Below are 23466 nucleotides of genomic sequence, written 5' to 3'. Positions count from 1 at the left end.
AAAATTTTATAAAGTACGCTCCATGTTATCAATAAATAATTTATCAGTTCAGTTCGGAAAAAGAATCTTGTTCGACGAAGTAAACACAGTCTTTTCACACGGCAATATTTACGGAGTTATTGGAGCAAATGGTGCTGGAAAATCTACTTTTTTGAAAATAATTGCTGGTGAAATGGATCCTACTTCAGGACATGTACACTTGGAACCTGGCAAACGAATGTCGGTTTTGAATCAAAATCACAATATGTTTGACGAATTTACGGTTCTAGAAACCGTGATGATGGGAAACAAGGTTTTGTATGCTGTAAAAAAAGAAATGGATGCACTCTATTTAGATTATAATGATAAAAATGCTGATAGAATAGGAGAGTTGCAAGTTCGATTTGAGGAAATGAATGGTTGGAATGCAGATTCTGATGCCGCAGCAATGCTTTCAAATCTAGGCATTACCGAAGAACACCATTATACCTTAATGGGAGATTTAGAAGGTAAAATTAAAGTTCGAGTACTTCTAGCCCAAGCACTTTTTGGAAATCCAGATTTATTAATTATGGATGAACCAACTAATGATTTGGATTTTGAAACCATTGCATGGCTCGAAAATTTCTTAGCTAATTATGAAAATACAGTTATTGTAGTCTCGCACGATCGTCACTTTCTTGATGCGGTTTGTACTCATATTTCTGATATTGATTTTAGTAAAATAAACCATTATTCTGGTAATTACACTTTCTGGTATGAATCCAGCCAATTAGCAGCAAAACAACGTGCACAACAAAACAAAAAAGCCGAAGAGAAGAAACAAGAATTAGAAGAATTTATTCGACGTTTTAGTGCCAATGTAGCCAAATCAAAACAGGCGACTTCTCGTAAAAAGATGATTTCAAAATTGAATATTTCCGAGATCAAACCATCAAGTCGGCGTTATCCCGCCATTATTTTTGATCAAGAACGTGAAGCTGGTGACCAAATTTTAAATGTGCAAAATTTGAGTGCTTCTGTAGATGGTGACGTTTTGTTTAAAGGAGTCGATTTGAATATGGCCAAAGGAGATAAAATTGTACTTTTTTCTAAAGATTCTCGAGCCACAACGGCATTCTATGAAATACTTAACGGAAATCAAAAAGCAGATTCAGGAAAATACGATTGGGGTGTTACTACAATTCAGGCGTATTTACCAGTCGAAAACCATTCCTTTTTTGAAAGCGATTATTCTCTAGTAGATTGGTTGCGTCAATGGGTAAAAACCGAAGAAGAGCGCGACGAAGTTAATATTCGTAGTTTTTTGGGGAAAATGATTTTTTCTGGTGAAGAAGCCTTGAAAACCTGTAGAGTTTTGTCTGGTGGCGAAAAAGTAAGATGCATGTTGTCGCGAATGATGATGCAACGTGCTAATGTTTTAATGCTTGATGAACCAACCAATCACTTGGATTTAGAGTCTATTACGGCATTTAATAATTCTCTAAAAAATTTCAAAGGTTCTGTGATTTTCACCACACACGATCACGAGTTTTCGCAAACTGTCGCCAATAGAGTAATTGAATTAACGCCAAAAGGTGCCATTGATCGTTACATGACATTCGACGATTATCTTGATGACGAGAAAGTTCAGGAATTAAGAACAAAGATGTATTCTCAAGAATAAAAACTAGTAAAAATTGATTTTTTTACTCCTATTTTAAAAAAAATTACCAAAAACTAATTGCTTCCTTGTGAGATTTTATAAATTTATTTAAAAAAGTTAAAACTGATTTATCATTTATATTTACTAAATTTCTTTTTTCAATGGTTTCTAATCCTTTTATTCTTCGCAGTTTTTCATAGGTAGAAGAGTGAAATCCCATAGTCCAATCCGGAAATTGTCTTTTTGAAATTTTCTGTTCAAAAATTGTAATTATTAATTGGTGTCTTGAATCTTTCTTAATTTTATCAAATAAAATAACTACATCAGCTTTTTTTCCCTCTAATACTTGTAAAAAATCACCTTCAAGATACAATAAAACTCCAGTAATGCCTTTTTCAAAATTATAATGATGTGCCTTAACTAAAAGGGAATTTATTTCAACTTCATCGAGCAATTTTGTAGCCGAACTAAAATAAATAATTTTGTACATGTGATTTTTTTTTAAATTTAGTAAATAGAAATAGAATAATATCATTTTTTAGGCCATTATTTAAGAATATGATAAAACTATTATTAGTTTTCAGGTTGCAATTTCAAAATTTGCAAGTCTAATAAAATTCAATTGGGTCTTTATATAAAAAATTATATCTTTGTAACCCAAACAAAATATAGTTATGAGTCAAAAAGTATTGCTCACTTCAAAAGAAGTCAATATCATTCTGCATCGTTTGGCTTGTCAGTTAATCGAAAAACACCTTGATTTTTCGGATACAATTTTAGTAGGAATCCAGCCTCGAGGTACTTTCTTGGCAGAGCGATTAAAAGATTTGCTGGAAAAAGAATATTCTATTTCAAAAATTTCACTTGGTTATCTTGATATCACTTTTTTTAGAGACGATTTTCGCAGAACTAATAAACCACTAGAAGCAAATAAAACCGAAATAGATTTTATTGTCGAAAATAAAAAAGTGGTTTTTATAGACGATGTTTTGTTTACTGGACGAAGTATTAGATCGGCATTAACTGCGATTCAATCCTTTGGAAGACCATCTGAAATAGAATTACTAGTTCTTATTGACCGTCGTTTTAGTCGTCATTTACCTATTCAACCTGATTATCGAGGTCGTCAAGTAGATGCCATAAACAATGAGAAAGTTAAGGTTTGCTGGAAAGATAATGACGGTGAAGATGCTGTATATTTAATTAATAATAATTAACAAAATGAGCGAATTAAGTGTAAATCATTTATTAGGAATAAAATATATCAACAAAAAAGATATTGACCTCATTTTTGAAACCGCAGATCATTTTAAAGAAGTCATCAATCGTCCCATAAAAAAAGTACCTTCATTACGAGATATTACCATTGCCAACATATTTTTTGAAAACAGCACACGAACTAAACTTTCCTTTGAATTAGCCCAGAAACGATTGTCTGCCGATGTAATTAGCTTTTCCGCAGCACAGTCTTCGGTAAAAAAAGGCGAGACTTTGATTGATACAGTCAACAATATACTTTCAATGAAAGTGGATATGGTCGTAATGCGACATGCAAATCCTGGTTCGGCTCATTTCTTGTCCCAAAATGTTAAAGCAAGTATCATAAATGCCGGTGATGGCGCACACGAGCATCCAACTCAAGCCTTACTAGACAGTTATTCAATTAGAGAAAAACTAGGCGATATAGCCGGAAAAAAAGTAGTAATTGTTGGTGATATTTTACACTCCAGAGTAGCACTTTCGAACCTATACGCACTTCAAATGCAAGGCGCCGAAGTCAAAGTTTGTGGACCAAAAACACTTATTCCAAAGTATATAGAATCACTTGGAGTTACGGTAGAACCCAATTTACGAAAAGCATTAGAATGGTGCGATGCAGCCAATATGTTGCGTGTTCAAAACGAACGAATGGATGTCAATTATTTTCCTTCAACTCGCGAATATGCTCAACAGTATGGTCTTGATAAAGTCTTATTGGATTCACTAAACAAGGAAATCATTATCATGCATCCCGGACCAATTAATCGTGGTGTCGAAATTACGAGCGATGTTGCAGATTCAAAACAATCGATAATTTTAAACCAAGTAGAAAACGGAGTTGCAATTCGAATGGCTGTAATTTATTTATTAGCATCGAAAATTCATTAAATATTCTATTGCAGTAATTTGAAATAACCCAAATTTTCTTTTTAAATTAGCATAACTATAATTTTATTAAAATGAAAGTTGAACAAAAAGGACATACGGTTTGTATAAAAGATACGCAAGGAGATTTAATGTCGTTCCTAATGAAGGTGACGCATGAGTATAAATCCTTTGAAAAGTATAATATTATAATTGATATAAGACTGCATAAAAACCTTCCTTTGGCAACCATTAATAGTTTTTTGCCGCTTTCCAAAATTCATGTTAATTCCAAAAAATCTTTTATAATAGTGACTTCTGATTTAGATTATAATGCCGTTTCTGATAGACTTGCAGTTGTTAGATCACTTCAAGAAGCCCATGATGTCATTGAGATGGAAGAAATTGAAAGAGATTTGGGCTTCTAGAAAAAAAAATAAAGTTATGAGTTAAGAGTTAGATGTTTAACCCATAATTCACAACCTTTAAATAAAAAATGAACCTAACCATACTCGGTTGTTATGCAGCCACACCGCGCACTTTTACCAATCCCACTTCGCAAGTTTTAGAAATCAGAAATAGACTTTTTCTAATTGATTGTGGCGAAGGTACTCAAGTGCAGTTGCGCAAAAACAAAATCAGGTTTTCAAAAATCAATCAAGTTTTTATCTCTCATTTGCATGGAGATCATTTTTTTGGGTTGATAGGTTTAATTTCCACTTTTGCATTGCTCAATCGTACTAAAGATTTACATGTTTATGGTCCAAAAGGAATTAAAGAAATTATAAATCTCCAATTGCGATTGTCTAATTCTTGGACAAATTTCGGTTTGTATTTTCATGAATTAGAATCTAATGAAAGTGAAATTATATTTGAAGATGAAAAAGTAATAGTTAGGACAATCCCTTTAAAACACAGGGTTTATACCAATGGATTTTTGTTTCAAGAAAAAGTTGGTGATAGAAAATTAGATTTAAATGCTGTACAAAACTACGAAATTGATACCTGTTATTATCAAAAAATAAAAAACGGAAAAGACATAACTTTAGACGACGGTCGCGTTATTGAAAACAGCAAATTAACATTTGATCCTATTGCAGTTAAGAGTTATGCATTTTGCTCTGATACCATTTATAATGAAAATATGATTCCTATAATTGAGCGTGTCGACGTTTTGTATCATGAATCTACCTTTCTAGATTCCGAGGAAAGTTTGGCAAAAAAAACGATGCATTCTACAGCAAAAGAAGCTGCAACTATCGCTTTAAAAGCGAATGTCAAGCAATTAGTTCTAGGACATTATTCCACTCGATATGAAAATATCAAACTTTTTAAGCAACAAGCAGAGACTATTTTTCCAAATATTTTATTAGCTGATGATGGAAAAAGCTTTGAATTTTAAATATTAATTAACTTACAAGCCATAATTTTACACCACTTTTAAGTAACTACAAATAAAATGAGTGATTTAAGCAACTACAGAAAATCTTATGATAAAAGTGAACTTTTGGAAACCACAATTCCTGAAGATCCAATCAATTTATTCGATAAATGGTTTCACGAAGTTGAGGATTTCGATAGCCCCGAAACTTCGGGAGTAGAGGTAAACGCTATGACAATTTCGACAATTGGATTGGATGGTTTTCCAAAATCACGAGTGGTACTTTTAAAACAATTCAATTTTGAAGGCTTTATATTTTACACCAATTACAATTCCGAAAAAGGGAAAGCTATTGCTAATAATCCAAATGTTTGCCTCTCATTCTTTTGGCATACACTTGAAAGACAAGTCATTATCAAAGGAATTGCCGAGAAAACTTCTTCAAATATTTCTGATGGATATTTCGCATCAAGACCAACAGGTAGTAAATTAGGAGCTATCGCTTCTAATCAAAGTGATGTCATTTCGTCTCGAACTGTTTTAGAAGAAAATTTGAAAGAACTCGAAAAAGATTTTGTAGGATTAGAAATTCCAAGACCCGATTATTGGGGAGGATATATTGTAAAACCTGTTGAGGTTGAGTTTTGGCAAGGCAGACCAAATAGGCTGCATGATAGGATAAGATACCAACTACAAAGTGACTTTTCTTGGAAAATAGAAAGATTATCGTCTTAAAATATAAGATTAAACTTATTTTTTAATAATTTTTGTGTATTTAATCGATTAAATTTGTATTTTAGTCGATTAAAATTATATATTTGACTCAAGAATTAATAAAGAAAATCTCGATAAAAAAAAATTTAAAAAGTTTGCCCCACAATCTACTTAAAAATATATAATTGAGATTTTTTGGTTTATTGATTAGTTAGAAAAACCATCATCCCTGAAATGATGGTTTTTTTGTACCACAAACTATTATTTTTTGATAATATCATTTAAAACCGCTTTGTCTTCATAATTTATGATTTTAAGCGTAATATCTTGGTTTTTTATTGTTTTCCCATCAATAACATAAAGTTTTCCACTACCAAATTTAATATTACTTAGATCAAAATCTACATCGCCTAATTTTAAAGTGTTTTTAATATCCGCAGTATCAATCCATTTTTCGGTTAATATTTTTGTTGCTTTTTCGGAATAATGAAAAGGTTTATTCCTTAAATCATTCAAAACTCGAGCATTTGGAAAATAATTACAACGAGTATCTTTGCCGCTAAAAACAGCAGCTACAAAGAAAGAACCCATTATTAGCCCAATTAAATAGTAGGCAAATCGATGTGTAAATTTCATAAATTTATTTTTTTTGCAAAGGTAGAAGAAAGTTTCCTTAAAATACGATTAAATTGATATCGTTATTTGGCAAATCAAACCAGTCACCAATAGATACGTTCGTTACAATTCCATGATATAGATAAACACCATTTTTGAGCCCTTTGTTGCATCTAATCGAGCTTTCAATTCCGCCATCTTCGGCTATTTGTAATAAATACGGAGTTATAATATTGCTTATAGAAAGTGAAGCTGTTTTAGAATATCTTGAGGGAATATTTGGGACGCAGTAATGCAATACATTATTTTTTACAAAAGTTGGTTTTTCGTGGGTTGTAACTTCCGAAGTTTCAAAACATCCACCAGTATCAATACTAATATCAACAATTACAGCACCATTTTTCATGTGCTCTACCATAGTTTCGGTAACAATTACTGGGCAACGCTCTTTTCCTCGCATTGCGCCAATAGCGACATCACATCTTCTGAGTGCTTTCAATAATGATTTGGGATGTATTGTTGAGGTAAATATGCGTTGGTTTAAATTGTTTTGTAACCTCCTTAATTTAGTAATCGAATTATCAAAAACTTTTACATTTGCTCCTAAACCAATGGCGGTTTTTGCTGCAAATTCGCCAGCAGTTCCGGCTCCGAGTATGACAACATCAGTGGGAGGAACTCCGGTTATGTTTCCAAATAAAAGTCCTTTGCCTAATTCATTAGTAATCATTAACTCAGCAGCGATAAGTATTGAGGCTGTTCCGGCAATTTCGCTCAGGGATTTAACTGCAGGATAAGTACCGTCTTCATCTTTGATATATTCAAAAGCGAGTGCAGTAATTTTTTTCTTTGTTAATGATTCGAAATACGATTTTTTTCTAGTTTTTAGTTGAATAGCCGATATTAGAATTGTTTCTGAATTCATCATACCAATTTCCGTAGTTGTAGGTGGTTCAACTTTAAGAATCATCGGGCAGCTAAAAACTTTTTTCGTATCATTAGTAATTTCTGCTCCAGCACTTGCATATTCTTTGTCAGAATAACTAGAACTTTCACCAGCTCCAGCTTCTATCATTACTCGATGTCCTTGATAAGTTAACGAATTCACAGCATCAGGAGTGAGACAAATACGTCGTTCCTGATAACTTGTCTCCTTTGGAATACCAATAAATAGTTCGCTTTTGTGTCTCGCTATTTCAAGTTTTTCTTCTTGTGGTAACAGCTGTTGTCTAGTAAAAGGAGTTAATGACATTTGTATAAAAAATTAGGGTACAATTTAGGAAAAAAAATAGATTTAAGCCAAAAAATAGTTCCTAAATCACTTTTTCCATTTTAATATCAGCTCTTTCATAGATTCCATCTTCGAGTGGGATTTCTATAAAACCAACTTTTTTATATAAATAAATTGCAGGCAATAATTTTTTGTTGGAATATAAAATAATTTTTTTGATTCCCTTTTGTTCGGCAATTAACAGACAATGTTCCATGAGTTTTTGACCAATTCCCAAACCTTGTACGCCATCTGTAACAGCCATTTTACTGAGTTCAAATGTAGTTTCGTCAATTTTTAATAACGACACCGTTCCTACAATTTTGTGGTCATATTTTGCATAAAAAATCATTCCTCCTTTGTCAATAATTTCCCCTTGAGGATCAGAAAGCATTATTTCATCTTTATCTTCTACTCTAAAATATTTTTTTAACCATTCGAAATTTAATGTTTTTATGGGCTCTTTTAAATCAGCAGAATAAGGTATAATTGTTACTTTATTATTTATTTCCATAATTTTTAAATTAGCTTAATTTTAAAAATCTTTTTCCATCAGAAAGCAATTTAATTGTGATACTAGAATGTTTTTCAGGTATAAGATTTGGGATTTTCTCTGCCCATTCTATAAAACACCAATTTCTAGAATATAAATATTCATCAACTCCCATGTCTAATGCTTCCGACTCTGTTTTAATTCTATAAAAATCAAAATGATAAACTAATTGATTATCAATAATTTGATATTCATTAACTAATGAAAAAGTTGGACTACTTGTATTTCCCTCAACACCAAGTTTTTTGGCTAAAGCATTTATTAATGTGGTCTTACCAACACCCATTTCGCCATGAAAAAGTATCACTTTATTTGGGTTTTGAGCTACTATTTTTTGTGCAACTTCATTTATCTCTTCTAAAGAAAAAGTAATTTCCATAAATGTTGTAATCTGAATTTATTTTGGATTAAAAATCAAAAAAGGTATAATCATTTCTTCAAGAGAAATACCTCCATGTTGATATGTATTTTTGTAATAACTTACGTAATGATTGTAGTTATTAACATAAGCCAAAAATAAATCATTTTTTGCAAAAATATAAGAACTACTCATATTAATTGATGGTAAACCTATATTTTTAGGGTCTTTGACGGCATAAACATCTTTGTATTCATAGGTCAAACTACGTCCTGTTTTATATCTCAAATTGAGGCTTGTGTTTTTATCCCCAACCACTTTTGATGGGTTTTTTACATTTATTGTTCCGTGATCTGTTGTCAAAATTAATTTAAAACCTAATTTTTGTGCTTGTTGAATAATATCTAATAAAGGTGAATTCTTGAACCAACTCAAAGTCAACGATCGATAAGCTTTATCGTCTGACGCGAGTTCTTTTACTACGTCCATTTCGGTTTTCGCATGGGAAAGCATGTCTACGAAATTATAGACTACGGTAACTAAATCATTGTTTTTTAATGATTTAAAATTTTCTACTAGTTTTTTTCCACCAGCAAGGTTGGTGATTTTAAAATAATCTTGTTTTATATTTAAGCCCAATTTTTTTAATTGCGCTGTTAAAAACTCGGCTTCAAATAAATTTTTTCCACCTTCTTCTGGATCGTTTTTCCAATATTGAGGAAATTGTTTTTCCATTTCAAGTGGGGTTAAACCCGAAAAAATAGCATTTCTAGCATATTGTGTTGCGGTGGGTAAAATGGCATAATACGGAACTTCTTTTTCTAGTTTATAGTGATTTGCAACCACATTTTCAAAAACTTTCCATTGGTCATATCTCAAATTATCTATGACAACAAATAATATTGGTTTATCCTTTTTAACAATTTCTGGTACTACTAATTCCTTAAATAAAGTATGAGATTGAATTGGTTTGTCTGCTTTTGGAATAAACCAATCTTCATAATTACGCTCTATAAATTTCCCGAATTGAGAATTAGCTTCTGTTTTTTGTGATTCAAGTATTTGAATCATGCCGTGATCATTGATGCCTTCGAGTTCTAATTCCCAAAAAATTAATTTCTTATACAATTCGATCCATTCCTCATAGGAATTAACCATAGCCATTTCCATCGAAATTTTACGAAATTCTTTCTGGTAATCTAATGTTGTTTTTTGCGAAACCAATCGGGAATGATCCAAGTTCTTCTTCAAACTCAACAAAATTTGGTTTGGATTCACAGGCTTAATCAAATAATCTGCAATTTTTGAGCCAATGGCTTCTTCCATAATATACTCTTCCTCACTTTTGGTAATCATAATCATTGGAACCGAAGATTTTTTTTCTTTCATTTCTGAAAGCGTTTCCAATCCACTCATTCCAGGCATGTTCTCGTCTAGAAAAACAATGTCAAAATTAGTAGAGTCAAAAATATCGATAGCGTCACGACCGTTGTTGCAAGTGGTAACACTATAGTTTTTCTTTTCAAGAAATATAATGTGTGGTTTTAAATAGTCAATTTCATCATCGACCCAAAGTATTTTTATTGTATCCATATTTTAAAGTAGTATTGGCGAATATTTAGGTTAGGAGCACAAATTACTATTTTTAATAACGGTTAATTGCTAATTTTATGCTAATTTATTTTTTAAATTTTTTATCTAAAAGTAAAACAATCTTCAAATAATATTTATTAACCTGAGTTATTAAGGTATTTTTTTTTAACTATAATAAATGAACTCTAATAAATACTGATTTTACCTATATTTGTTAACACAAACACCATATCAAAGTGACCGAAATCAATAAGCTAAAAATATTTAACGATCCTATTTATGGATTTATCACCATTCCGAATGCCCTTATTTATGATTTAATTCAGCATCCTTATTTTCAGCGTTTGCGCCGTATTTCTCAAATGGGTTTATCTTATTTAGTATATCCTGGCGCAAATCACACTCGTTTTCACCATGCTTTGGGCTGTATGCATATCATGCAAAAAGCCGTAGAAACACTTCGTTTTAAAGGTGTTACTATATCTACGGATGAAGAAAATGCCTTGTATATAGCTATTTTATTGCATGACATTGGACATGGACCATTTTCGCATGCTATGGAAAAAAGCATTGTTGAAGACGTACATCACGAAGCTATATCATTATTATTTATGAATCAATTGAATGTTGAATTTGAGGGTAAATTGAGTTTAGCAATACAAGTTTTTAAGGAAGATTATCCTAGAAAATTTATGCTTCAGCTCATTTCAAGTCAACTCGATATGGATCGAATGGATTACTTAAAACGAGATAGTTTTTATTCAGGAGTTGCCGAAGGAAACGTTAATTCTGAACGATTAATTCAAATGATGAATGTAGTTGATGATGTTTTGGTTATTGAAGAAAAAGGAATTTACTCTGTCGAAAAATTCTTGATGTCCAGACGACTCATGTACTGGCAAGTTTATTTACACAAAACAAGTTTAGTAGCAGAAATAATATTGACTAAAATATTAAAACGGGCAAAAATATTGACTCAAAACGGTATAGTTTTGCCCTGTAGCGAGCCTTTATTATTTTTTATGAAAAACAAAATTATTTTTGAAACCTTCAACAGTAAAAATTTAGAGTTGTTTTCACAACTTGATGATTTTGATATTATTAGCGCTTTAAAATCTTGGCAAAACCATGACGATTATATATTATCGACTTTGAGTAAAATGATAATAAATAGAGATTTATTAAAAATAAAAGTAAGTAACGAAAAAATATCAAAAGACGAATTGCAACTCTTAAAAGAGCGTTTTTCTCTTGAAAACAACATTACAATTCCAGAAACAAATTATTTTATATTTAAAGGTAAAATTAAAACACAAGCCTACAGTAAAGAGGCCGAACCTATTCGAATATTACGAAAAGACAAATCAATCGAGGACATTGTTGATGTTTCTGATCAATTGAATTTAAAGTCATTGTCCAGATTGGTTACCAAATATTATATTTGTTTCCCAAAACAACTTGTGTAAAATCAATATTTAAAAGTTAATTTTTTATATTTTTGTCGAGATGAAACCAACCACCACCTTTTTTTTGAATACAAGCAGCACCTTTTACAGCGCGTTCCATCTTATTTTTATGAAAAACATAATCCAATAAGATGAAATTTACGGCAGAGCAAATAGCAGGAATTTTAGAAGGCGAAGTAATTGGTAATCCCAATGCCGAAGTCTATAAATTATCTAAAATTGAAGAAGGTACAGAAGGTTCGCTTACTTTTTTGGCGAATCCAAAATATCAGAACTACATTTATACCACCCAAGCAACCATAACTATTGTAAATACCTCTTTCATACCCGAAGGAAAATTGTCAACTACATTAATAAAAGTAGAAGATGCTTATTTGTCATTTTCCAAGTTATTAGAATTTTACGATCAATCAAAAAAACAAGGCAAATCAGGAATAGAACAACCTTCGTATCTTTCGGAAACTGTTAAATATGGAGAAGGTTTATATCTAGGAAGTTTCAGTTACATTGGCGATAACACCATTTTAGGCACAAACGTAAAGATTTATCCAAACAGTTTTATCGGAGAGAATGCAATCATTGGTAATGATGTTACTATATTTGCAGGTGCCAAAATATATTCTGAATCAGAGATTGGCAATAATTGTACAATCCATTCTGGAGCTATTATTGGAGCAGATGGTTTTGGTTTTGCACCAAATACTGACGGAACATTCTCAAAAATACCTCAAATAGGAAATGTAATTATTGAAGATGATGTAGAAATAGGAGCAAACACAACAATCGATAGAGCAACAATGGGTTCAACTATTATTCGAAAAGGAGTGAAGCTAGACAATCAAATCCAGATTGCACATAATGTTGAGATTGATGAAAACACAGTAATTGCAGCTCAAACTGGAATCGCGGGATCAACCAAAATTGGAAAAAATTGCATGATTGGCGGTCAAGTAGGAATAGCAGGGCATTTAACAATAGGTAATAATGTTCGAATTCAAGCACAATCAGGTGTTGGAAAAAACATAAAAGACGGCGAAATTTTACAAGGAAGCCCAACATTTGGATATAATGATTTCTTTAAATCTTATGTTCATTTCAAGAGTTTGCCAAAAATTGTTGCAGAAATAGAAGATTTAAAAAAACAAGTATTAAACCAAAAAAACGAAAATAATGGTTAAACAAAAAACCATCCAATCCGAGATCTCACTAACTGGAGTTGGCTTACATACAGGAAAGGAAGTAAAAATGACTTTCAAACCTGCTCTTGTAAATTCTGGGTTTTCATTTGTCAGAGTAGATCTAGAAGGCGAACCCATAATAGAAGCGGATGCAAATTATGTTGTGAACACGCAAAGAGGAACAAATCTAGAAAAGCTGGGTGTAAAAATTCAAACACCAGAACATGTTTTGGCAGCTTTAATAGGGTGCGATTTAGATAATGTTATTATAGAATTAGACGCTTCGGAATTGCCTATTATGGATGGTTCATCCAAATATTTTGTAGAAGCAATTGAAAAAGCAGGAATCATCGAGCAAGATGCGATAAGAAAATTCTATGTAGTAAAAGAAGTGATCTCTTTCCTAGATGAAACTACCGGCAGCGAAATTATTGTTATGCCAAATGAAGATTATCAAATAACAACGATGGTTGATTTTGGAACTAAAGTTCTTGGTACTCAAAATGCAACTTTAAAAAACATTGCGGACTTTAAAACCGAAATAGCAGATTCTAGAACCTTTAGTTTCCTTCACGAACTAGAAAACTTACTAGACGAAGGTTTAATAAAAGGTGGCGACTTGAATAATGCAATCGTTTATGTTGATAAAGAAATTTCAGAAAAAACCATGAACAATCTTAAAATTGCTTTTGGTAAAGACGAAATTACAGTAAAACCAAATGGAATTTTAGACAATCTTACACTTCATTATCCTAACGAAGCGGCACGTCATAAATTACTCGATGTCATAGGCGATCTAGCTTTAATAGGAATGCGGATCAAAGGGAAAGTTATTGCAAATAAACCAGGCCACTTTGTAAACACTCAGTTTGCAAAAAAGATGGCTAAAATTATAAAAATAGAACAACGCAATCACATACCTGTTTTTGATTTGAATCAGGAACCATTAATGGACATTCACAAAATCATGTCAGTGCTTCCACACAGACCACCATTTTTGTTTATTGATAGAATTATTGAAATGTCCGAAAATCACATTGTAGGATTGAAAAACGTTACAATGAATGAAAATTTCTTTATAGGTCATTTTCCCGGAGCACCCGTAATGCCGGGCGTTATAATTGTTGAGGCAATGGCACAAACTGGTGGAATATTAGTTTTGAGTACGGTTCCAGATCCAGAAAATTACTTGACTTATTTCATGAAAATTGATAAAGTAAAATTTAAACATAAAGTACTTCCAGGAGATACATTGATTTTTAAATGTGATTTAATTACTTCAATTAGAAGAGGAATATGTCACATGCAGGCAAATGCTTACGCAAATGGTAAACTGGTTGCTGAAGCAGAATTAATGGCACAGATTTCTAGAAAACAATAATTTTTTTGTTGATTTGATTAATCATTCATTCAATTAATCGATTTAACAGTTAAACATTTAAATAAAAAATATGAATCAACCTTTAGCTTATGTTCATCCCGGTGCTAAAATCGCCAAAAACGTGGTTATTGAACCATTTACAACCATCCATAATAATGTTATCATTGGTGATGGAACATGGATTGGTTCAAATGTAACTATTATGGAAGGTGCAAGAATTGGCAAGAATTGCAATATTTTTCCAGGTGCTGTTATTGCTGCAATACCTCAAGATTTAAAGTTTGGTGGTGAAGATTCTCTAGCAATTATTGGTGATAATTGCACCATTCGAGAATGTGTGACCATAAATAGAGGTACGATCGCTTCGGGTCAAACAACTTTAGGAAACAATTGTTTAGTTATGGCAACGGCTCATATTGCCCACGATTGTCACATTGGAGATAATGCTATTATTGTTAACGGAGTTGCTTTGGCAGGTCATGTAACCATTGGTAAATTTGCAATTATTGGAGGATTAGCTGCCATACACCAATTTATTCATGTTGGAGATCATGCTATGGTTTCGGGCGGTTCACTGGTAAGAAAAGATGTTCCACCATTTACAAAAGCTGCAAAAGAACCATTATCGTATGTAGGAATTAATTCTGTTGGGTTAAGAAGAAGAGGTTTTACCACAGAAAAAATCAGAGAAATACAAGATATTTATAGAATTTTATACCAAAAAAATTACAATACCACTCAAGCTCTTGGAATAATCGAAGCCGAAATGGAAGCAACAACAGAGCGAGATGAAATAATAGATTTTATCAGAAACTCTTCACGAGGAGTGATGAAAGGTTATTCTGGAAATTACTAGATTTAAATATTAAAATTTTAGTATTAAGTATTAAAACTAGGAGTTTAGGTTTATACCCAACTCGATTTATGAGTCAAACTTTAAACAACCTCAAACAATTTTAAACAAAATTAAACAATAAACACATAAAATGGCATCTACATCAGATATTAAAAACGGATTGTGCATCAAATACAACAACGACATTTACAAAATTATTGAATTCCTACATGTAAAACCCGGAAAAGGTCCCGCTTTTGTTCGAACTAAATTACGAAGTTTGACAAACGGAAAAGTATTAGACAATACTTTTTCTGCTGGACATAAAATTGAAGAAGTTCGAGTTGAAAATCATAAATTTCAATATTTATATCCAGAAGGAGATTTATTTCATTTTATGAATACCGAAACTTTTGAACAAATTTCTTTAAATAAAAATATATTAGATTCCCCAGATTTATTAAAAGAAGGTGAAAATGTAATGGTAAGTATCAATACCGAAACTGATTTGCCACTTTCAGTAGACATGCCAGCATCGGTGGTTCTTGAAGTAACTTATGCAGAACCTGGAATTAAAGGAAACACAGCTACAAATGCTACAAAATCAGCTACTGTAGAAACTGGAGCTACAGTAAATGTACCTTTGTTCATTAACGAAGGCGACAAAATCAAAATTGATACCACTTCCGGAAACTATATGGAACGAGTAAAAGAATAGTATTCAGTACTCAGGAATTGACCACTGACCACTGATTACTGACCACTGAATACTAATTTATGAAATTCAATAAAATACAAACATTACAAGAAATTGCCACAATATTGAATTGTGAGTTTGTTGGCGATGTAAACTTTCCTGTTACAGGAATGAATGAAATTCATGTGGTCGAAAGGGGTGATATTGTTTTTGTAGATCATCCTAAATATTATGACAAAGCATTAAACTCAGCAGCAACAACCATTTTGATAAACAAAAATGTTGATTGCCCTCAAGGGAAATCCTTGTTGATTTCTGATGATCCGTTTAGGGATTTCAATACCTTGACGAATCATTTCAAGCCTTTTCAATTTTCTAATGTTGCTATTTCGGCTTCCGCCAAAATTGGAGCTGGGACAATAATTCAACCCAATTCTTTCATTGGCAACCATGTAGTCATCGGAAATAATTGCTTGATACATTCTAATGTTTCTATTTATGATTACACCACAATTGGCGATAATGTGATTATTCACGCGGGAACCATTCTTGGAGCAGATGCTTTTTATTATAAAAAACGTCCCGAAGGGTATGATCAATTAATTTCTGGAGGAAGAGTGGTTATAAAAAATAATGTTGGTATTGGAGCGCTTTGTACTATTGACAAAGGTGTTACAGGAGACACAACCATTGGCGAAGGCACAAAAATTGACAATCAAGTCCATGTAGGGCATGATACTGTTATTGGTAAAAAATGCTTGATTGCTTCCCAAACGGGTATTGCAGGTTGTGTAATTATCGAAGATGAAGTTACGATTTGGGGACAAGTAGGAACCACAAGCGGAATAACCATTGGTGAAAAAGCGGTCATTTTAGGACAAACCGGAGTTACAAAATCTATAGAAGGTGGTAAAACTTATTTTGGTACTCCAATAGAAGAATCTCGTGAAAAATTAAAACAGCTAGCAAATATTAAAAAAATACCTGAAATACTTCAAAAATTAAAATAATTAATCATGAGATCAAAAGATATAGTTCTTGAGTTCTATAAAGCTGATGCTTTATTAGACAAGAAAATAGTAAGTGAGTTATTGCATCCTGAAGTTAGTATTGATTGGAATAGTAGCAAAGGTTTTATACAAATGAATTATGATGGTGTATTAGCCTTTACTGATGAATTAAGCAAGTCATACATACGATCAAAAATCAGAATTAGTCATATTCTTCAAGAAAACAATCTAGTTTCACTGCGTTATTCCCACTTTGTAAAAACAATCGAAAACCCTCGCGAAGACATGTTGCTAGGTACTTTTTTCGTGATTTGGGAACTAAAAGACGATAAATTATATAGAGGTTTTCAGATGAGCCAAATATCCTAAGTATTTAGATTAGAAAAAGCTTTAAAATAATTTTCAAAATTGTATTTTTGCACCACAATAAAAAAAATAATATAAAAAATAGATCATGAGTGTTTTAGTCAATAAAGATTCCAAAATAATTGTTCAAGGATTTACAGGTAGCGAAGGTACGTTTCACGCCTCACAAATGATTGAATATGGTACAAATGTTGTTGGTGGTGTTACTCCTGGAAAAGGAGGAACAAATCATTTAGATCGTCCTGTTTTTAATACCGTAAAAGATGCCGTTGAACAGGCAGGAGCAGATACAACGATAATTTTTGTGCCACCAGCTTTTGCTGCGGATGCTATAATGGAAGCTGCAGATGCAGGAATAAAAGTCATTATCGCCATCACCGAAGGAATTCCAGTTGCTGATATGATAAAAGCAAATAATTATATAAAAAGCAGAAATTGTAGATTAATAGGTCCAAATTGCCCAGGTGTAATTACTCCGGGAGAAGCAAAAGTAGGTATTATGCCCGGTTTTGTTTTCAAAAAAGGAACCGTAGGAATAGTTTCAAAATCTGGAACTTTGACTTATGAAGCAGCTGACCAAGTTGTAAAACAAGGATTAGGAATCACGACAGCAATTGGTATTGGTGGTGATCCAATCATTGGAACTACTACAAAAGAAGCAGTTGAATTATTTATGAATGACCCAGAAACCGAGTGCATCGTAATGATTGGTGAAATTGGTGGTCAATTAGAAGCTGATGCAGCCAAATGGATTAAAGCAGATGGAAACCGTAAACCCGTAATTGGCTTTATTGCTGGCGAAACTGCTCCAAAAGGGAGAACAATGGGTCATGCAGGAGCAATTGTTGGTGGAGATGATGATACAGCCGAAGCAAAAAAACGCATCATGAGAGAATGTGGAATTCACGTTGTAGATTCTCCTGCTGAAATTGGAAAAAAAGTAAAAGAAGTTTTAGGATAAACTAAAACAGAAGATAATATATGATACCTCACGGTTTTCGTGGGGTATTTTATTTAATAATATTAAAAAAAATGTACAAAGAATTAAAGAAATTCAAAATCAAAAATCAGTTTAGTTTTTCAACTGATGATAGTTTAGACGAAGTTTGTAACGCAACAGAAAATGGAAGTGGAATTTTCCTAGTCTATGCGGTTGATGGAGAAGAGAAAGAATTGATTATGGTTAGTTCTACAGGAACAATTCAAAATGATGGGACTTTAAAAAGCAAAAATGGCGGATTGTTTGACAAAATCGTAAACGGCCACCAATTTGCAAAAACGGGCAGAAAATATTCTTGGCCGGCACAAATGAAACTCGAAAAAATAGAAAGATTGGAAGTGTATTGGTACGAAACTTTCAACGAAAAAAATAAAGTAATTCCAACTTTCATCGAAGGTCAAATTTTACAAAATTTCTTGGATGAAAATGCGAAGTTGCCAAGATGGAATGTGGCTTTTTAAACTTTAAAATAACGAAAACAATATTGCCCACGTAATTCGTTGGGCATTTTTTTTGGCACGACCCACATTATTCCTATATTTGAATCTCAATTAAATATTAAACTTATACCAGAAATATGAAATTACTCGAAGGAAAGGTTGCCATCATCACAGGCGCAAGTCGCGGAATAGGGAAAGGAATTGCCGAAGTTTTTGCAAAACATGGAGCAAATGTTGCGTTTACCTATAGTTCGTCTGTAGAATCTGCAATGGTTCTGGAAAATGAATTGAATGCTTTAGGAATTAAAGCCAAAGGATATCAGTCAAATGCTGCTGATTTCAATGAAGCCCAAACTTTTGTTGATGCTGTTTTAGCCGAATTTGGAACAGTTGACATATTAATAAACAATGCTGGAATTACCAAAGATAATTTATTAATGCGAATGTCCGAAGCTGATTTTGATCAAGTAATCGATGTCAACTTAAAATCTGTTTTTAATATGACCAAAGCGATTCAAAGAACTTTTTTGAAACAACGATCGGGTTCTATAATCAATATGAGTTCCGTAGTAGGTGTGAAGGGCAATGCGGGTCAAACTAATTATGCCGCCTCGAAAGCTGGTGTTATTGGGTTTACAAAATCGGTAGCGCTTGAATTAGGTTCTCGTAATATTCGTTGCAACGCGATTGCTCCGGGGTTTATTGAAACTGAAATGACAGCAAAATTAAGCGACGAAGTAGTTCAAGGGTGGAGAGACGGAATTCCGTTAAAACGTGGCGGAACTACCGATGATGTTGCTAATGCATGCCTTTTCTTGGCCTCAGATATGAGTGCATATGTTACTGGACAAGTTTTGAATGTTTGCGGAGGAATGCTAACTTAAAGAATATTCAGTGTTCAGTCCTGAAGCTTCGGGATTAGTATTCAGTCAATACTGAAAAAGGAATGCTAACTAATCTGACCACTAAAAAACTGACGACTGATTATTATATATAAATGACAACAAACACGATTCTATTATTACTACTTTCTATATTAATAGCCGGTGGTTTGTCCTATTTTCAATATTATTATAAAGCCAAAACCAAGTCTAGAGTGAACTTGGTTTTGGTTTTTTTGCGGTTTTTATCCATTTTCGGGATTTTGTTATTGATGATTAATCCAATAATGAGTCGTAAAATACTAGAAACCATTAAAACGCCTTTGCCAATCGTGGTTGATAATTCGAGTTCTATTATTGATTTGAATGCCAAAGAAACTGCGTTAGAATTGTTTAAAAAACTTTATCAAAACAAGGATTTACAGGAAAAGTTTGATTTGCAATCCTATCAATTCGATAGTGATTTTCAACAATCAGAGCTATTTGATTTCAAAGGAACTCAAACTAATTTGGATGAAGTTGCCAAAAACCTCAAAAGTACTTATAAAAACAGCACCTTTCCAACGGTTTTGATTACGGACGGTAACCAAACTTCTGGGAATGATTATGTGTACTCATTTGATCCTAATAATAAAGTTTATCCATTAATTGTTGGTGACACAACAAAATTTTTAGATTTAAAAATAAGTCAATTGAACGCCAATAAATACGCTTTTCACAAGAATAAATTTCCTGTGGAAGTGTTTTTAAGTTACTCGGGCAACAAAAACGTAAATGCTGATTTAAGTATTTCGCAAGGAAATTCGATTTTGAGTAAGCAAACTGTTTCGTTTTCTCCGTCAAAAAAATCAGAAATTATCAGCGTTCTACTTCCTGCTGATAAAGTAGGATTGCAAGTTTTTAAAGCGAAAATTACTTCTAACCAAAAAGAGAAAAACACCTATAATAATTCCAAAAATTTTGCCGTTGAAGTGATAGACCAAAAAACGAATATAGGGATTGTTTCGACTTTAAATCATCCCGATATTGGAGCCTTAAAACGAGCAATTGAAGCTAATGCACAACGAAAAGTAACAATAGTTAAACCAAATTCAATCAATTTGTTACAAGATTATAACGTTCTAATTTTATATCAACCGACAACTGAATTCAAGTCGATTTTTGAGAAAAATAAATTGGCTGGAATCAACACTTTTATTGTCACTGGAAATAGCACTGATTTTAATTTTTTAAACCAACAGCAAAGCGGTTTAACATTCAAAATGAGCAGTCAAAAAGAAGATTATTTAGCTGAATTCAATTCTCAGTTTAATCTCTTTGCAATTGACAATTTAGGTTTCGAAAATTTTCCGCCTTTGCAAAATGCTTTTGGAACCATAACCACAAACGGAACCGTTTCGACATTGCTATCCTCCAAAATTAGAAACATTGAAACCAATGCTCCTTTATTGACTTTTGTTGAAAATCAGGGCAAGCGTTCTGCTTTTCTTTTGGGAGAAAACCTCTGGAAATGGCGTATGCAAAGTCATATCGACAAACAATCTTTCGAGAATTTTGATGTTTTTGTAGATAAAATAATTCAATTTCTAGCTTCGAATAACTCGAAAAAATCGTTAGTAGTCAACCACGAAAATTTTTATAATTCAGGCGAGTCTATCGAGATTTCTGCTCAGTTTTTCAATAAAAACTACGAATTCGATGAGAAAGCTCGTTTGACAATTTCTGTTACCAATGTTAAATCGAAACAAAACAAAAATTACGATTTATTAAAAGGCAATAATTCCTTTAAGGCAAATCTTGATGGTCTTTTGGCTGGAGCATATAATTTTTCGGTTCAAGAATTAAATTCAAAAACACGTTATTCTGGTCAATTTGAAATTTTAGATTTTGACATTGAAAAGCAATTTGTAAATCCAGATTTGGAGAAATTGAATCAATTGGCAACTCAAACTCAAGGAAAAGTTCATTATCCAAACCAAGTTGATGCTTTGATCAAAACACTTTTGGATGACGAAAATTACAAAGTAGTCCAGAAAGAAATTATTGCCAAAACTCCATTGATTGATTGGGTTTTGTTATTGATTTTAATTCTTATTTTACTAGCTTCGGAGTGGTTTTTGAGGAAATATAACGGAATGCTTTAATAAACGTTTTCAATCTAATAATTCAAAAAATAATTAAAATTAAAAAAAAATGAACGACGCACATTTACACCTTTTGGTGAATCATTTTCCAATTATTGGAACAATTGTAGGACTGGGAATTTTAATTTCAGGAATGATTTTAAAAAATAATTCCCTTAAAAACACGGCTTATGTTTTGTTTATTGTAGCAGCAATTTTTGCATTTTTCAGCATGGCAACTGGAGAAGGAGCAGAGAAATTGGTGGAAGACATGCCAAATATTGGCAAAAAAATTATCCACGAACACGAAGAAATTGCCGAAAAATTTATTTTAGTAATGTATGCAACGGCACTTTTTTCTTTATTATCATTAATCGCGGTTTTCAAAAAACACAAATTTACTAAAACACTAGAGATTGTAACACTAATTTTGGCTTTAGGAGCAGTGTTTTTAGCTGCAAATGTTGGAACATCTGGCGGTGAAATTCGCCATACCGAGATTAGAGAAGCCAGCAACAATGCTGTAGAAAGAACAGATTAAACACTTTAACTTTATTAATACATATTTACAAATAAAAAACCCGTCGAAATCAGTTTAATCTTTGGCAAAAAAACAAATTGAAACAGCACTTCGAGGAATTGAACCAAAGAGATTAAAAAGTGATATTTAACAAAAAATAAAAAGTAAGTTATATAAAAAATTGTTTTCTAAATATTTTATCACTTATATTTGCAATCAAATTACAATAGTATAATTATGTTATCAAATCAATTGCATCACCATCATTTTCATTATTGCTCTCAAGCGATGTGTTAATGATATGTGTGTAAAAATCATATTCTAAAACCCGTTTGAGTACTTCAAACGGGTTTTTTATTTAAAATCTATCTGTACTCAAACAAATAATAATCAACAAAACAACAAACTAACCTATGAGTACTCTAAAAATTGCAATTCAAAAATCAGGTCGTTTAAACGAAGACAGCATTCAAATTCTAAAAGATTGTGGCATCTCGATAGACAATGGTAACGACCAACTCAAAGCCGAAGCGTCAAATTTTCCTTTGGAAGTTTTATTCTTGAGAAATTCGGATATTCCACAATATTTAATCGATGGTGTTGTAGATGCAGCCATTGTTGGAGATAATCTTCTAATCGAAAAAGGGAAAGGAATCAAAATTGCCCAAAAATTAGGGTTTTCTAAATGCAAAGTATCGGTTGCAGTACCCAAAACTTTCGAGTACAATTCGATAAAAGATTTAGACGGTTTGCGAATCGCGACATCCTATCCAAACACGGTAACAGACTATTTTAATTCTTTTGGTTTAACCGTTGACATACACCAAATCTCAGGTTCTGTAGAAATTGCGCCAAATATTGGTCTTGCTGATGCAATTGTAGATATCGTTTCCAGCGGAAGTACTTTATTCAAAAACAACCTCAAAGAAGTTGAAGTAATTCTAAAAAGCGAAGCTGTTTTAGCGGTTTCTCCAAAAATTAATTCAGAAAATCAAAAACTAATTGACACCTTACAATTTAGAATTGAATCGGTTTTAAGAGCCAGAAAATCAAAATATATTTTAATGAACGTTCCTAATAATAAAATAGACGAAATAGGCAAAATATTACCTGTTTTAAGAAGTTTAACCGTATTACCTTTGGCAGAAGAAGGTTGGAGTAGTGTACATTCGGTTATCGACAAAGACACTTTTTGGGATGTAATTGACCAACTCAAAGAAGCTGGCGCCGAAGGAATTCTAGTTTGCCCAATCGAAAAAATGGTGCTTTAATTAAGAAAGCACATTTAAAAAAATTAAACACATAGATACAAAGGAAAAAAGAGTTAGATAGCCGAT

At 32.3% G+C, this 23466-nt stretch carries 25 protein-coding genes; 19 read left to right on the top strand and 6 right to left on the bottom strand.

Annotated elements, in window-relative coordinates:
* The first annotated feature begins 22 nt into the window (after positions 1 to 22).
* Positions 23 to 1645 (top strand): ABC-F family ATP-binding cassette domain-containing protein, encoded by a 1623-nt coding sequence (locus tag RMO53_RS12415; protein WP_310381271.1) that lies wholly within the window; start codon positions 23 to 25, stop codon positions 1643 to 1645.
* Between the two features lie 43 nt (positions 1646 to 1688).
* On the opposite strand, the gene RMO53_RS12410 is transcribed toward RMO53_RS12415, so the two are convergent.
* Entirely contained in the window at positions 1689 to 2114 is a 426-nt protein-coding gene (locus tag RMO53_RS12410) for a BLUF domain-containing protein (protein ID WP_310381268.1), read from the bottom strand.
* Between the two features lie 184 nt (positions 2115 to 2298).
* Here RMO53_RS12410 and pyrR point away from each other — a divergent pair, with 184 nt between their 5' ends.
* The 5 genes from pyrR (at position 2299) to pdxH (ending at position 5864) form a co-directional block, all read left to right on the top strand.
* Positions 2299 to 2841: a bifunctional pyr operon transcriptional regulator/uracil phosphoribosyltransferase PyrR gene (gene pyrR / locus RMO53_RS12405; RefSeq protein ID WP_310381265.1), complete on the top strand. Its 543-nt coding sequence runs from the start codon at positions 2299 to 2301 to the stop codon at positions 2839 to 2841.
* A gap of 4 nt (positions 2842 to 2845) precedes the next feature.
* Entirely contained in the window at positions 2846 to 3772 is a 927-nt protein-coding gene (locus RMO53_RS12400; protein ID WP_310381264.1) for an aspartate carbamoyltransferase catalytic subunit, read from the top strand.
* Positions 3773 to 3843: 71 nt separating this feature from the next.
* Entirely contained in the window at positions 3844 to 4176 is a 333-nt protein-coding gene (locus RMO53_RS12395; protein ID WP_310381261.1) for a ribonuclease Z, read from the top strand.
* A 68-nt stretch (positions 4177 to 4244) separates the two neighbouring features.
* Positions 4245 to 5150, top strand: coding sequence for a ribonuclease Z (locus RMO53_RS12390; protein ID WP_310381259.1), 906 nt, complete (start codon positions 4245 to 4247; stop codon positions 5148 to 5150).
* 57 nt (positions 5151 to 5207) lie between these two features.
* Positions 5208 to 5864: a pyridoxamine 5'-phosphate oxidase gene (gene pdxH, locus RMO53_RS12385; RefSeq protein WP_310381258.1), complete on the top strand. Its 657-nt coding sequence runs from the start codon at positions 5208 to 5210 to the stop codon at positions 5862 to 5864.
* A 240-nt stretch (positions 5865 to 6104) separates the two neighbouring features.
* Here pdxH and RMO53_RS12380 read toward each other — a convergent pair whose 3' ends face one another.
* From RMO53_RS12380 to RMO53_RS12360, 5 genes are read right to left on the bottom strand one after another with little or no spacing between them, the layout of a single operon-like run.
* Positions 6105 to 6479, bottom strand: a complete 375-nt coding sequence (locus tag RMO53_RS12380; RefSeq protein ID WP_310381255.1) for a DUF4258 domain-containing protein — start codon at positions 6477 to 6479, stop codon at positions 6105 to 6107.
* Positions 6480 to 6516: 37 nt separating this feature from the next.
* Positions 6517 to 7716 carry an alanine dehydrogenase gene (locus tag RMO53_RS12375; RefSeq protein WP_310381464.1) on the bottom strand — a complete coding sequence of 400 codons (1200 nt, stop codon included), beginning with the start codon at positions 7714 to 7716 and terminating at the stop codon, positions 6517 to 6519.
* 55 nt (positions 7717 to 7771) lie between these two features.
* A complete protein-coding gene (locus tag RMO53_RS12370) occupies positions 7772 to 8242 on the bottom strand; it encodes a GNAT family N-acetyltransferase (protein WP_310381253.1) in 471 nt (156 codons plus the stop codon).
* A gap of 10 nt (positions 8243 to 8252) precedes the next feature.
* Positions 8253 to 8660: a tRNA (adenosine(37)-N6)-threonylcarbamoyltransferase complex ATPase subunit type 1 TsaE gene (tsaE, locus tag RMO53_RS12365; protein WP_310381251.1), complete on the bottom strand. Its 408-nt coding sequence runs from the start codon at positions 8658 to 8660 to the stop codon at positions 8253 to 8255.
* A gap of 18 nt (positions 8661 to 8678) precedes the next feature.
* The gene (locus RMO53_RS12360) at positions 8679 to 10232 is read right to left on the bottom strand and encodes a PglZ domain-containing protein (protein WP_310381248.1); all 1554 of its coding nucleotides are present in this window, start codon (positions 10230 to 10232) and stop codon (positions 8679 to 8681) included.
* A gap of 236 nt (positions 10233 to 10468) precedes the next feature.
* On the opposite strand from RMO53_RS12360, the gene RMO53_RS12355 reads away from it, so the two are divergent.
* The 13 genes from RMO53_RS12355 (at position 10469) to hisG (ending at position 23400) form a co-directional block, all read left to right on the top strand.
* Entirely contained in the window at positions 10469 to 11698 is a 1230-nt protein-coding gene (locus RMO53_RS12355; protein WP_310381245.1) for an HD domain-containing protein, read from the top strand.
* Positions 11699 to 11829: 131 nt separating this feature from the next.
* Positions 11830 to 12876: a UDP-3-O-(3-hydroxymyristoyl)glucosamine N-acyltransferase gene (gene lpxD / locus RMO53_RS12350; protein ID WP_310381242.1), complete on the top strand. Its 1047-nt coding sequence runs from the start codon at positions 11830 to 11832 to the stop codon at positions 12874 to 12876.
* Positions 12869 to 14257, top strand: coding sequence for a bifunctional UDP-3-O-[3-hydroxymyristoyl] N-acetylglucosamine deacetylase/3-hydroxyacyl-ACP dehydratase (locus RMO53_RS12345; RefSeq protein WP_310381238.1), 1389 nt, complete (start codon positions 12869 to 12871; stop codon positions 14255 to 14257). The genes lpxD and RMO53_RS12345 overlap by 8 nt, the downstream gene beginning before the upstream one ends.
* Positions 14258 to 14327: 70 nt before the next feature.
* On the top strand, positions 14328 to 15113 hold the full coding sequence (gene lpxA / locus RMO53_RS12340; RefSeq protein WP_310381236.1) for an acyl-ACP--UDP-N-acetylglucosamine O-acyltransferase: 786 nt from the start codon (positions 14328 to 14330) through the stop codon (positions 15111 to 15113).
* Between the two features lie 130 nt (positions 15114 to 15243).
* Positions 15244 to 15810 (top strand): elongation factor P, encoded by a 567-nt coding sequence (gene efp / locus RMO53_RS12335; RefSeq protein WP_310381233.1) that lies wholly within the window; start codon positions 15244 to 15246, stop codon positions 15808 to 15810.
* Between the two features lie 59 nt (positions 15811 to 15869).
* Positions 15870 to 16799, top strand: coding sequence for a UDP-3-O-(3-hydroxymyristoyl)glucosamine N-acyltransferase (locus tag RMO53_RS12330; RefSeq protein ID WP_310381230.1), 930 nt, complete (start codon positions 15870 to 15872; stop codon positions 16797 to 16799).
* Between the two features lie 6 nt (positions 16800 to 16805).
* Positions 16806 to 17168, top strand: a complete 363-nt coding sequence (locus tag RMO53_RS12325; RefSeq protein ID WP_310381228.1) for a nuclear transport factor 2 family protein — start codon at positions 16806 to 16808, stop codon at positions 17166 to 17168.
* An 85-nt stretch (positions 17169 to 17253) separates the two neighbouring features.
* Positions 17254 to 18126, top strand: a complete 873-nt coding sequence (gene sucD / locus RMO53_RS12320) for a succinate--CoA ligase subunit alpha (protein WP_310381225.1) — start codon at positions 17254 to 17256, stop codon at positions 18124 to 18126.
* A gap of 71 nt (positions 18127 to 18197) precedes the next feature.
* Positions 18198 to 18626, top strand: coding sequence for a hypothetical protein (locus RMO53_RS12315; RefSeq protein WP_310381223.1), 429 nt, complete (start codon positions 18198 to 18200; stop codon positions 18624 to 18626).
* Positions 18627 to 18742: 116 nt separating this feature from the next.
* A complete protein-coding gene (fabG, locus tag RMO53_RS12310; protein ID WP_310381220.1) occupies positions 18743 to 19489 on the top strand; it encodes a 3-oxoacyl-[acyl-carrier-protein] reductase in 747 nt (248 codons plus the stop codon).
* A 113-nt stretch (positions 19490 to 19602) separates the two neighbouring features.
* Positions 19603 to 21630 (top strand): hypothetical protein, encoded by a 2028-nt coding sequence (locus RMO53_RS12305; RefSeq protein WP_310381217.1) that lies wholly within the window; start codon positions 19603 to 19605, stop codon positions 21628 to 21630.
* A 49-nt stretch (positions 21631 to 21679) separates the two neighbouring features.
* Complete coding sequence (locus tag RMO53_RS12300) at positions 21680 to 22150, top strand: DUF2231 domain-containing protein (protein ID WP_310381215.1); 471 nt, start codon at positions 21680 to 21682, stop codon at positions 22148 to 22150.
* 392 nt (positions 22151 to 22542) lie between these two features.
* On the top strand, positions 22543 to 23400 hold the full coding sequence (hisG, locus tag RMO53_RS12295) for an ATP phosphoribosyltransferase (RefSeq protein WP_310381212.1): 858 nt from the start codon (positions 22543 to 22545) through the stop codon (positions 23398 to 23400).
* The last annotated feature ends 66 nt before the right edge of the window (positions 23401 to 23466 follow it).

Source organism: Flavobacterium sp., assembly GCF_031409475.1.
Classification (GTDB): domain Bacteria; phylum Bacteroidota; class Bacteroidia; order Flavobacteriales; family Flavobacteriaceae; genus Flavobacterium.
The sequence above is the reverse complement of the archived record's forward strand: the minus strand, read 5'-3'. Positions and strand labels throughout refer to the sequence as shown.

Excerpts from the sequence above, each read along its gene's own strand:
- lpxD (WP_310381242.1), top strand. The coding sequence starts at position 11,830 with ATGAAATTTACGGCAGAGCAAATAGCAGGAATTTTAGAAGGCGAAGTA.
- RMO53_RS12395 (WP_310381261.1), top strand. The coding sequence starts at position 3,844 with ATGAAAGTTGAACAAAAAGGACATACGGTTTGTATAAAAGATACGCAA.
- RMO53_RS12315 (WP_310381223.1), top strand. The coding sequence starts at position 18,198 with ATGTACAAAGAATTAAAGAAATTCAAAATCAAAAATCAGTTTAGTTTT.
- RMO53_RS12330 (WP_310381230.1), top strand. The coding sequence starts at position 15,870 with ATGAAATTCAATAAAATACAAACATTACAAGAAATTGCCACAATATTG.
- RMO53_RS12325 (WP_310381228.1), top strand. The coding sequence starts at position 16,806 with ATGAGATCAAAAGATATAGTTCTTGAGTTCTATAAAGCTGATGCTTTA.
- tsaE (WP_310381251.1), bottom strand. The coding sequence starts at position 8,660 with ATGGAAATTACTTTTTCTTTAGAAGAGATAAATGAAGTTGCACAAAAA.
- fabG (WP_310381220.1), top strand. The coding sequence starts at position 18,743 with ATGAAATTACTCGAAGGAAAGGTTGCCATCATCACAGGCGCAAGTCGC.
- RMO53_RS12360 (WP_310381248.1), bottom strand. The coding sequence starts at position 10,232 with ATGGATACAATAAAAATACTTTGGGTCGATGATGAAATTGACTATTTA.
- RMO53_RS12390 (WP_310381259.1), top strand. The coding sequence starts at position 4,245 with ATGAACCTAACCATACTCGGTTGTTATGCAGCCACACCGCGCACTTTT.
- RMO53_RS12415 (WP_310381271.1), top strand. The coding sequence starts at position 23 with ATGTTATCAATAAATAATTTATCAGTTCAGTTCGGAAAAAGAATCTTG.
- RMO53_RS12370 (WP_310381253.1), bottom strand. The coding sequence starts at position 8,242 with ATGGAAATAAATAATAAAGTAACAATTATACCTTATTCTGCTGATTTA.
- RMO53_RS12380 (WP_310381255.1), bottom strand. The coding sequence starts at position 6,479 with ATGAAATTTACACATCGATTTGCCTACTATTTAATTGGGCTAATAATG.
- RMO53_RS12400 (WP_310381264.1), top strand. The coding sequence starts at position 2,846 with ATGAGCGAATTAAGTGTAAATCATTTATTAGGAATAAAATATATCAAC.
- hisG (WP_310381212.1), top strand. The coding sequence starts at position 22,543 with ATGAGTACTCTAAAAATTGCAATTCAAAAATCAGGTCGTTTAAACGAA.
- pyrR (WP_310381265.1), top strand. The coding sequence starts at position 2,299 with ATGAGTCAAAAAGTATTGCTCACTTCAAAAGAAGTCAATATCATTCTG.
- efp (WP_310381233.1), top strand. The coding sequence starts at position 15,244 with ATGGCATCTACATCAGATATTAAAAACGGATTGTGCATCAAATACAAC.
- pdxH (WP_310381258.1), top strand. The coding sequence starts at position 5,208 with ATGAGTGATTTAAGCAACTACAGAAAATCTTATGATAAAAGTGAACTT.
- sucD (WP_310381225.1), top strand. The coding sequence starts at position 17,254 with ATGAGTGTTTTAGTCAATAAAGATTCCAAAATAATTGTTCAAGGATTT.
- RMO53_RS12345 (WP_310381238.1), top strand. The coding sequence starts at position 12,869 with ATGGTTAAACAAAAAACCATCCAATCCGAGATCTCACTAACTGGAGTT.
- RMO53_RS12300 (WP_310381215.1), top strand. The coding sequence starts at position 21,680 with ATGAACGACGCACATTTACACCTTTTGGTGAATCATTTTCCAATTATT.
- RMO53_RS12305 (WP_310381217.1), top strand. The coding sequence starts at position 19,603 with ATGACAACAAACACGATTCTATTATTACTACTTTCTATATTAATAGCC.
- RMO53_RS12410 (WP_310381268.1), bottom strand. The coding sequence starts at position 2,114 with ATGTACAAAATTATTTATTTTAGTTCGGCTACAAAATTGCTCGATGAA.
- lpxA (WP_310381236.1), top strand. The coding sequence starts at position 14,328 with ATGAATCAACCTTTAGCTTATGTTCATCCCGGTGCTAAAATCGCCAAA.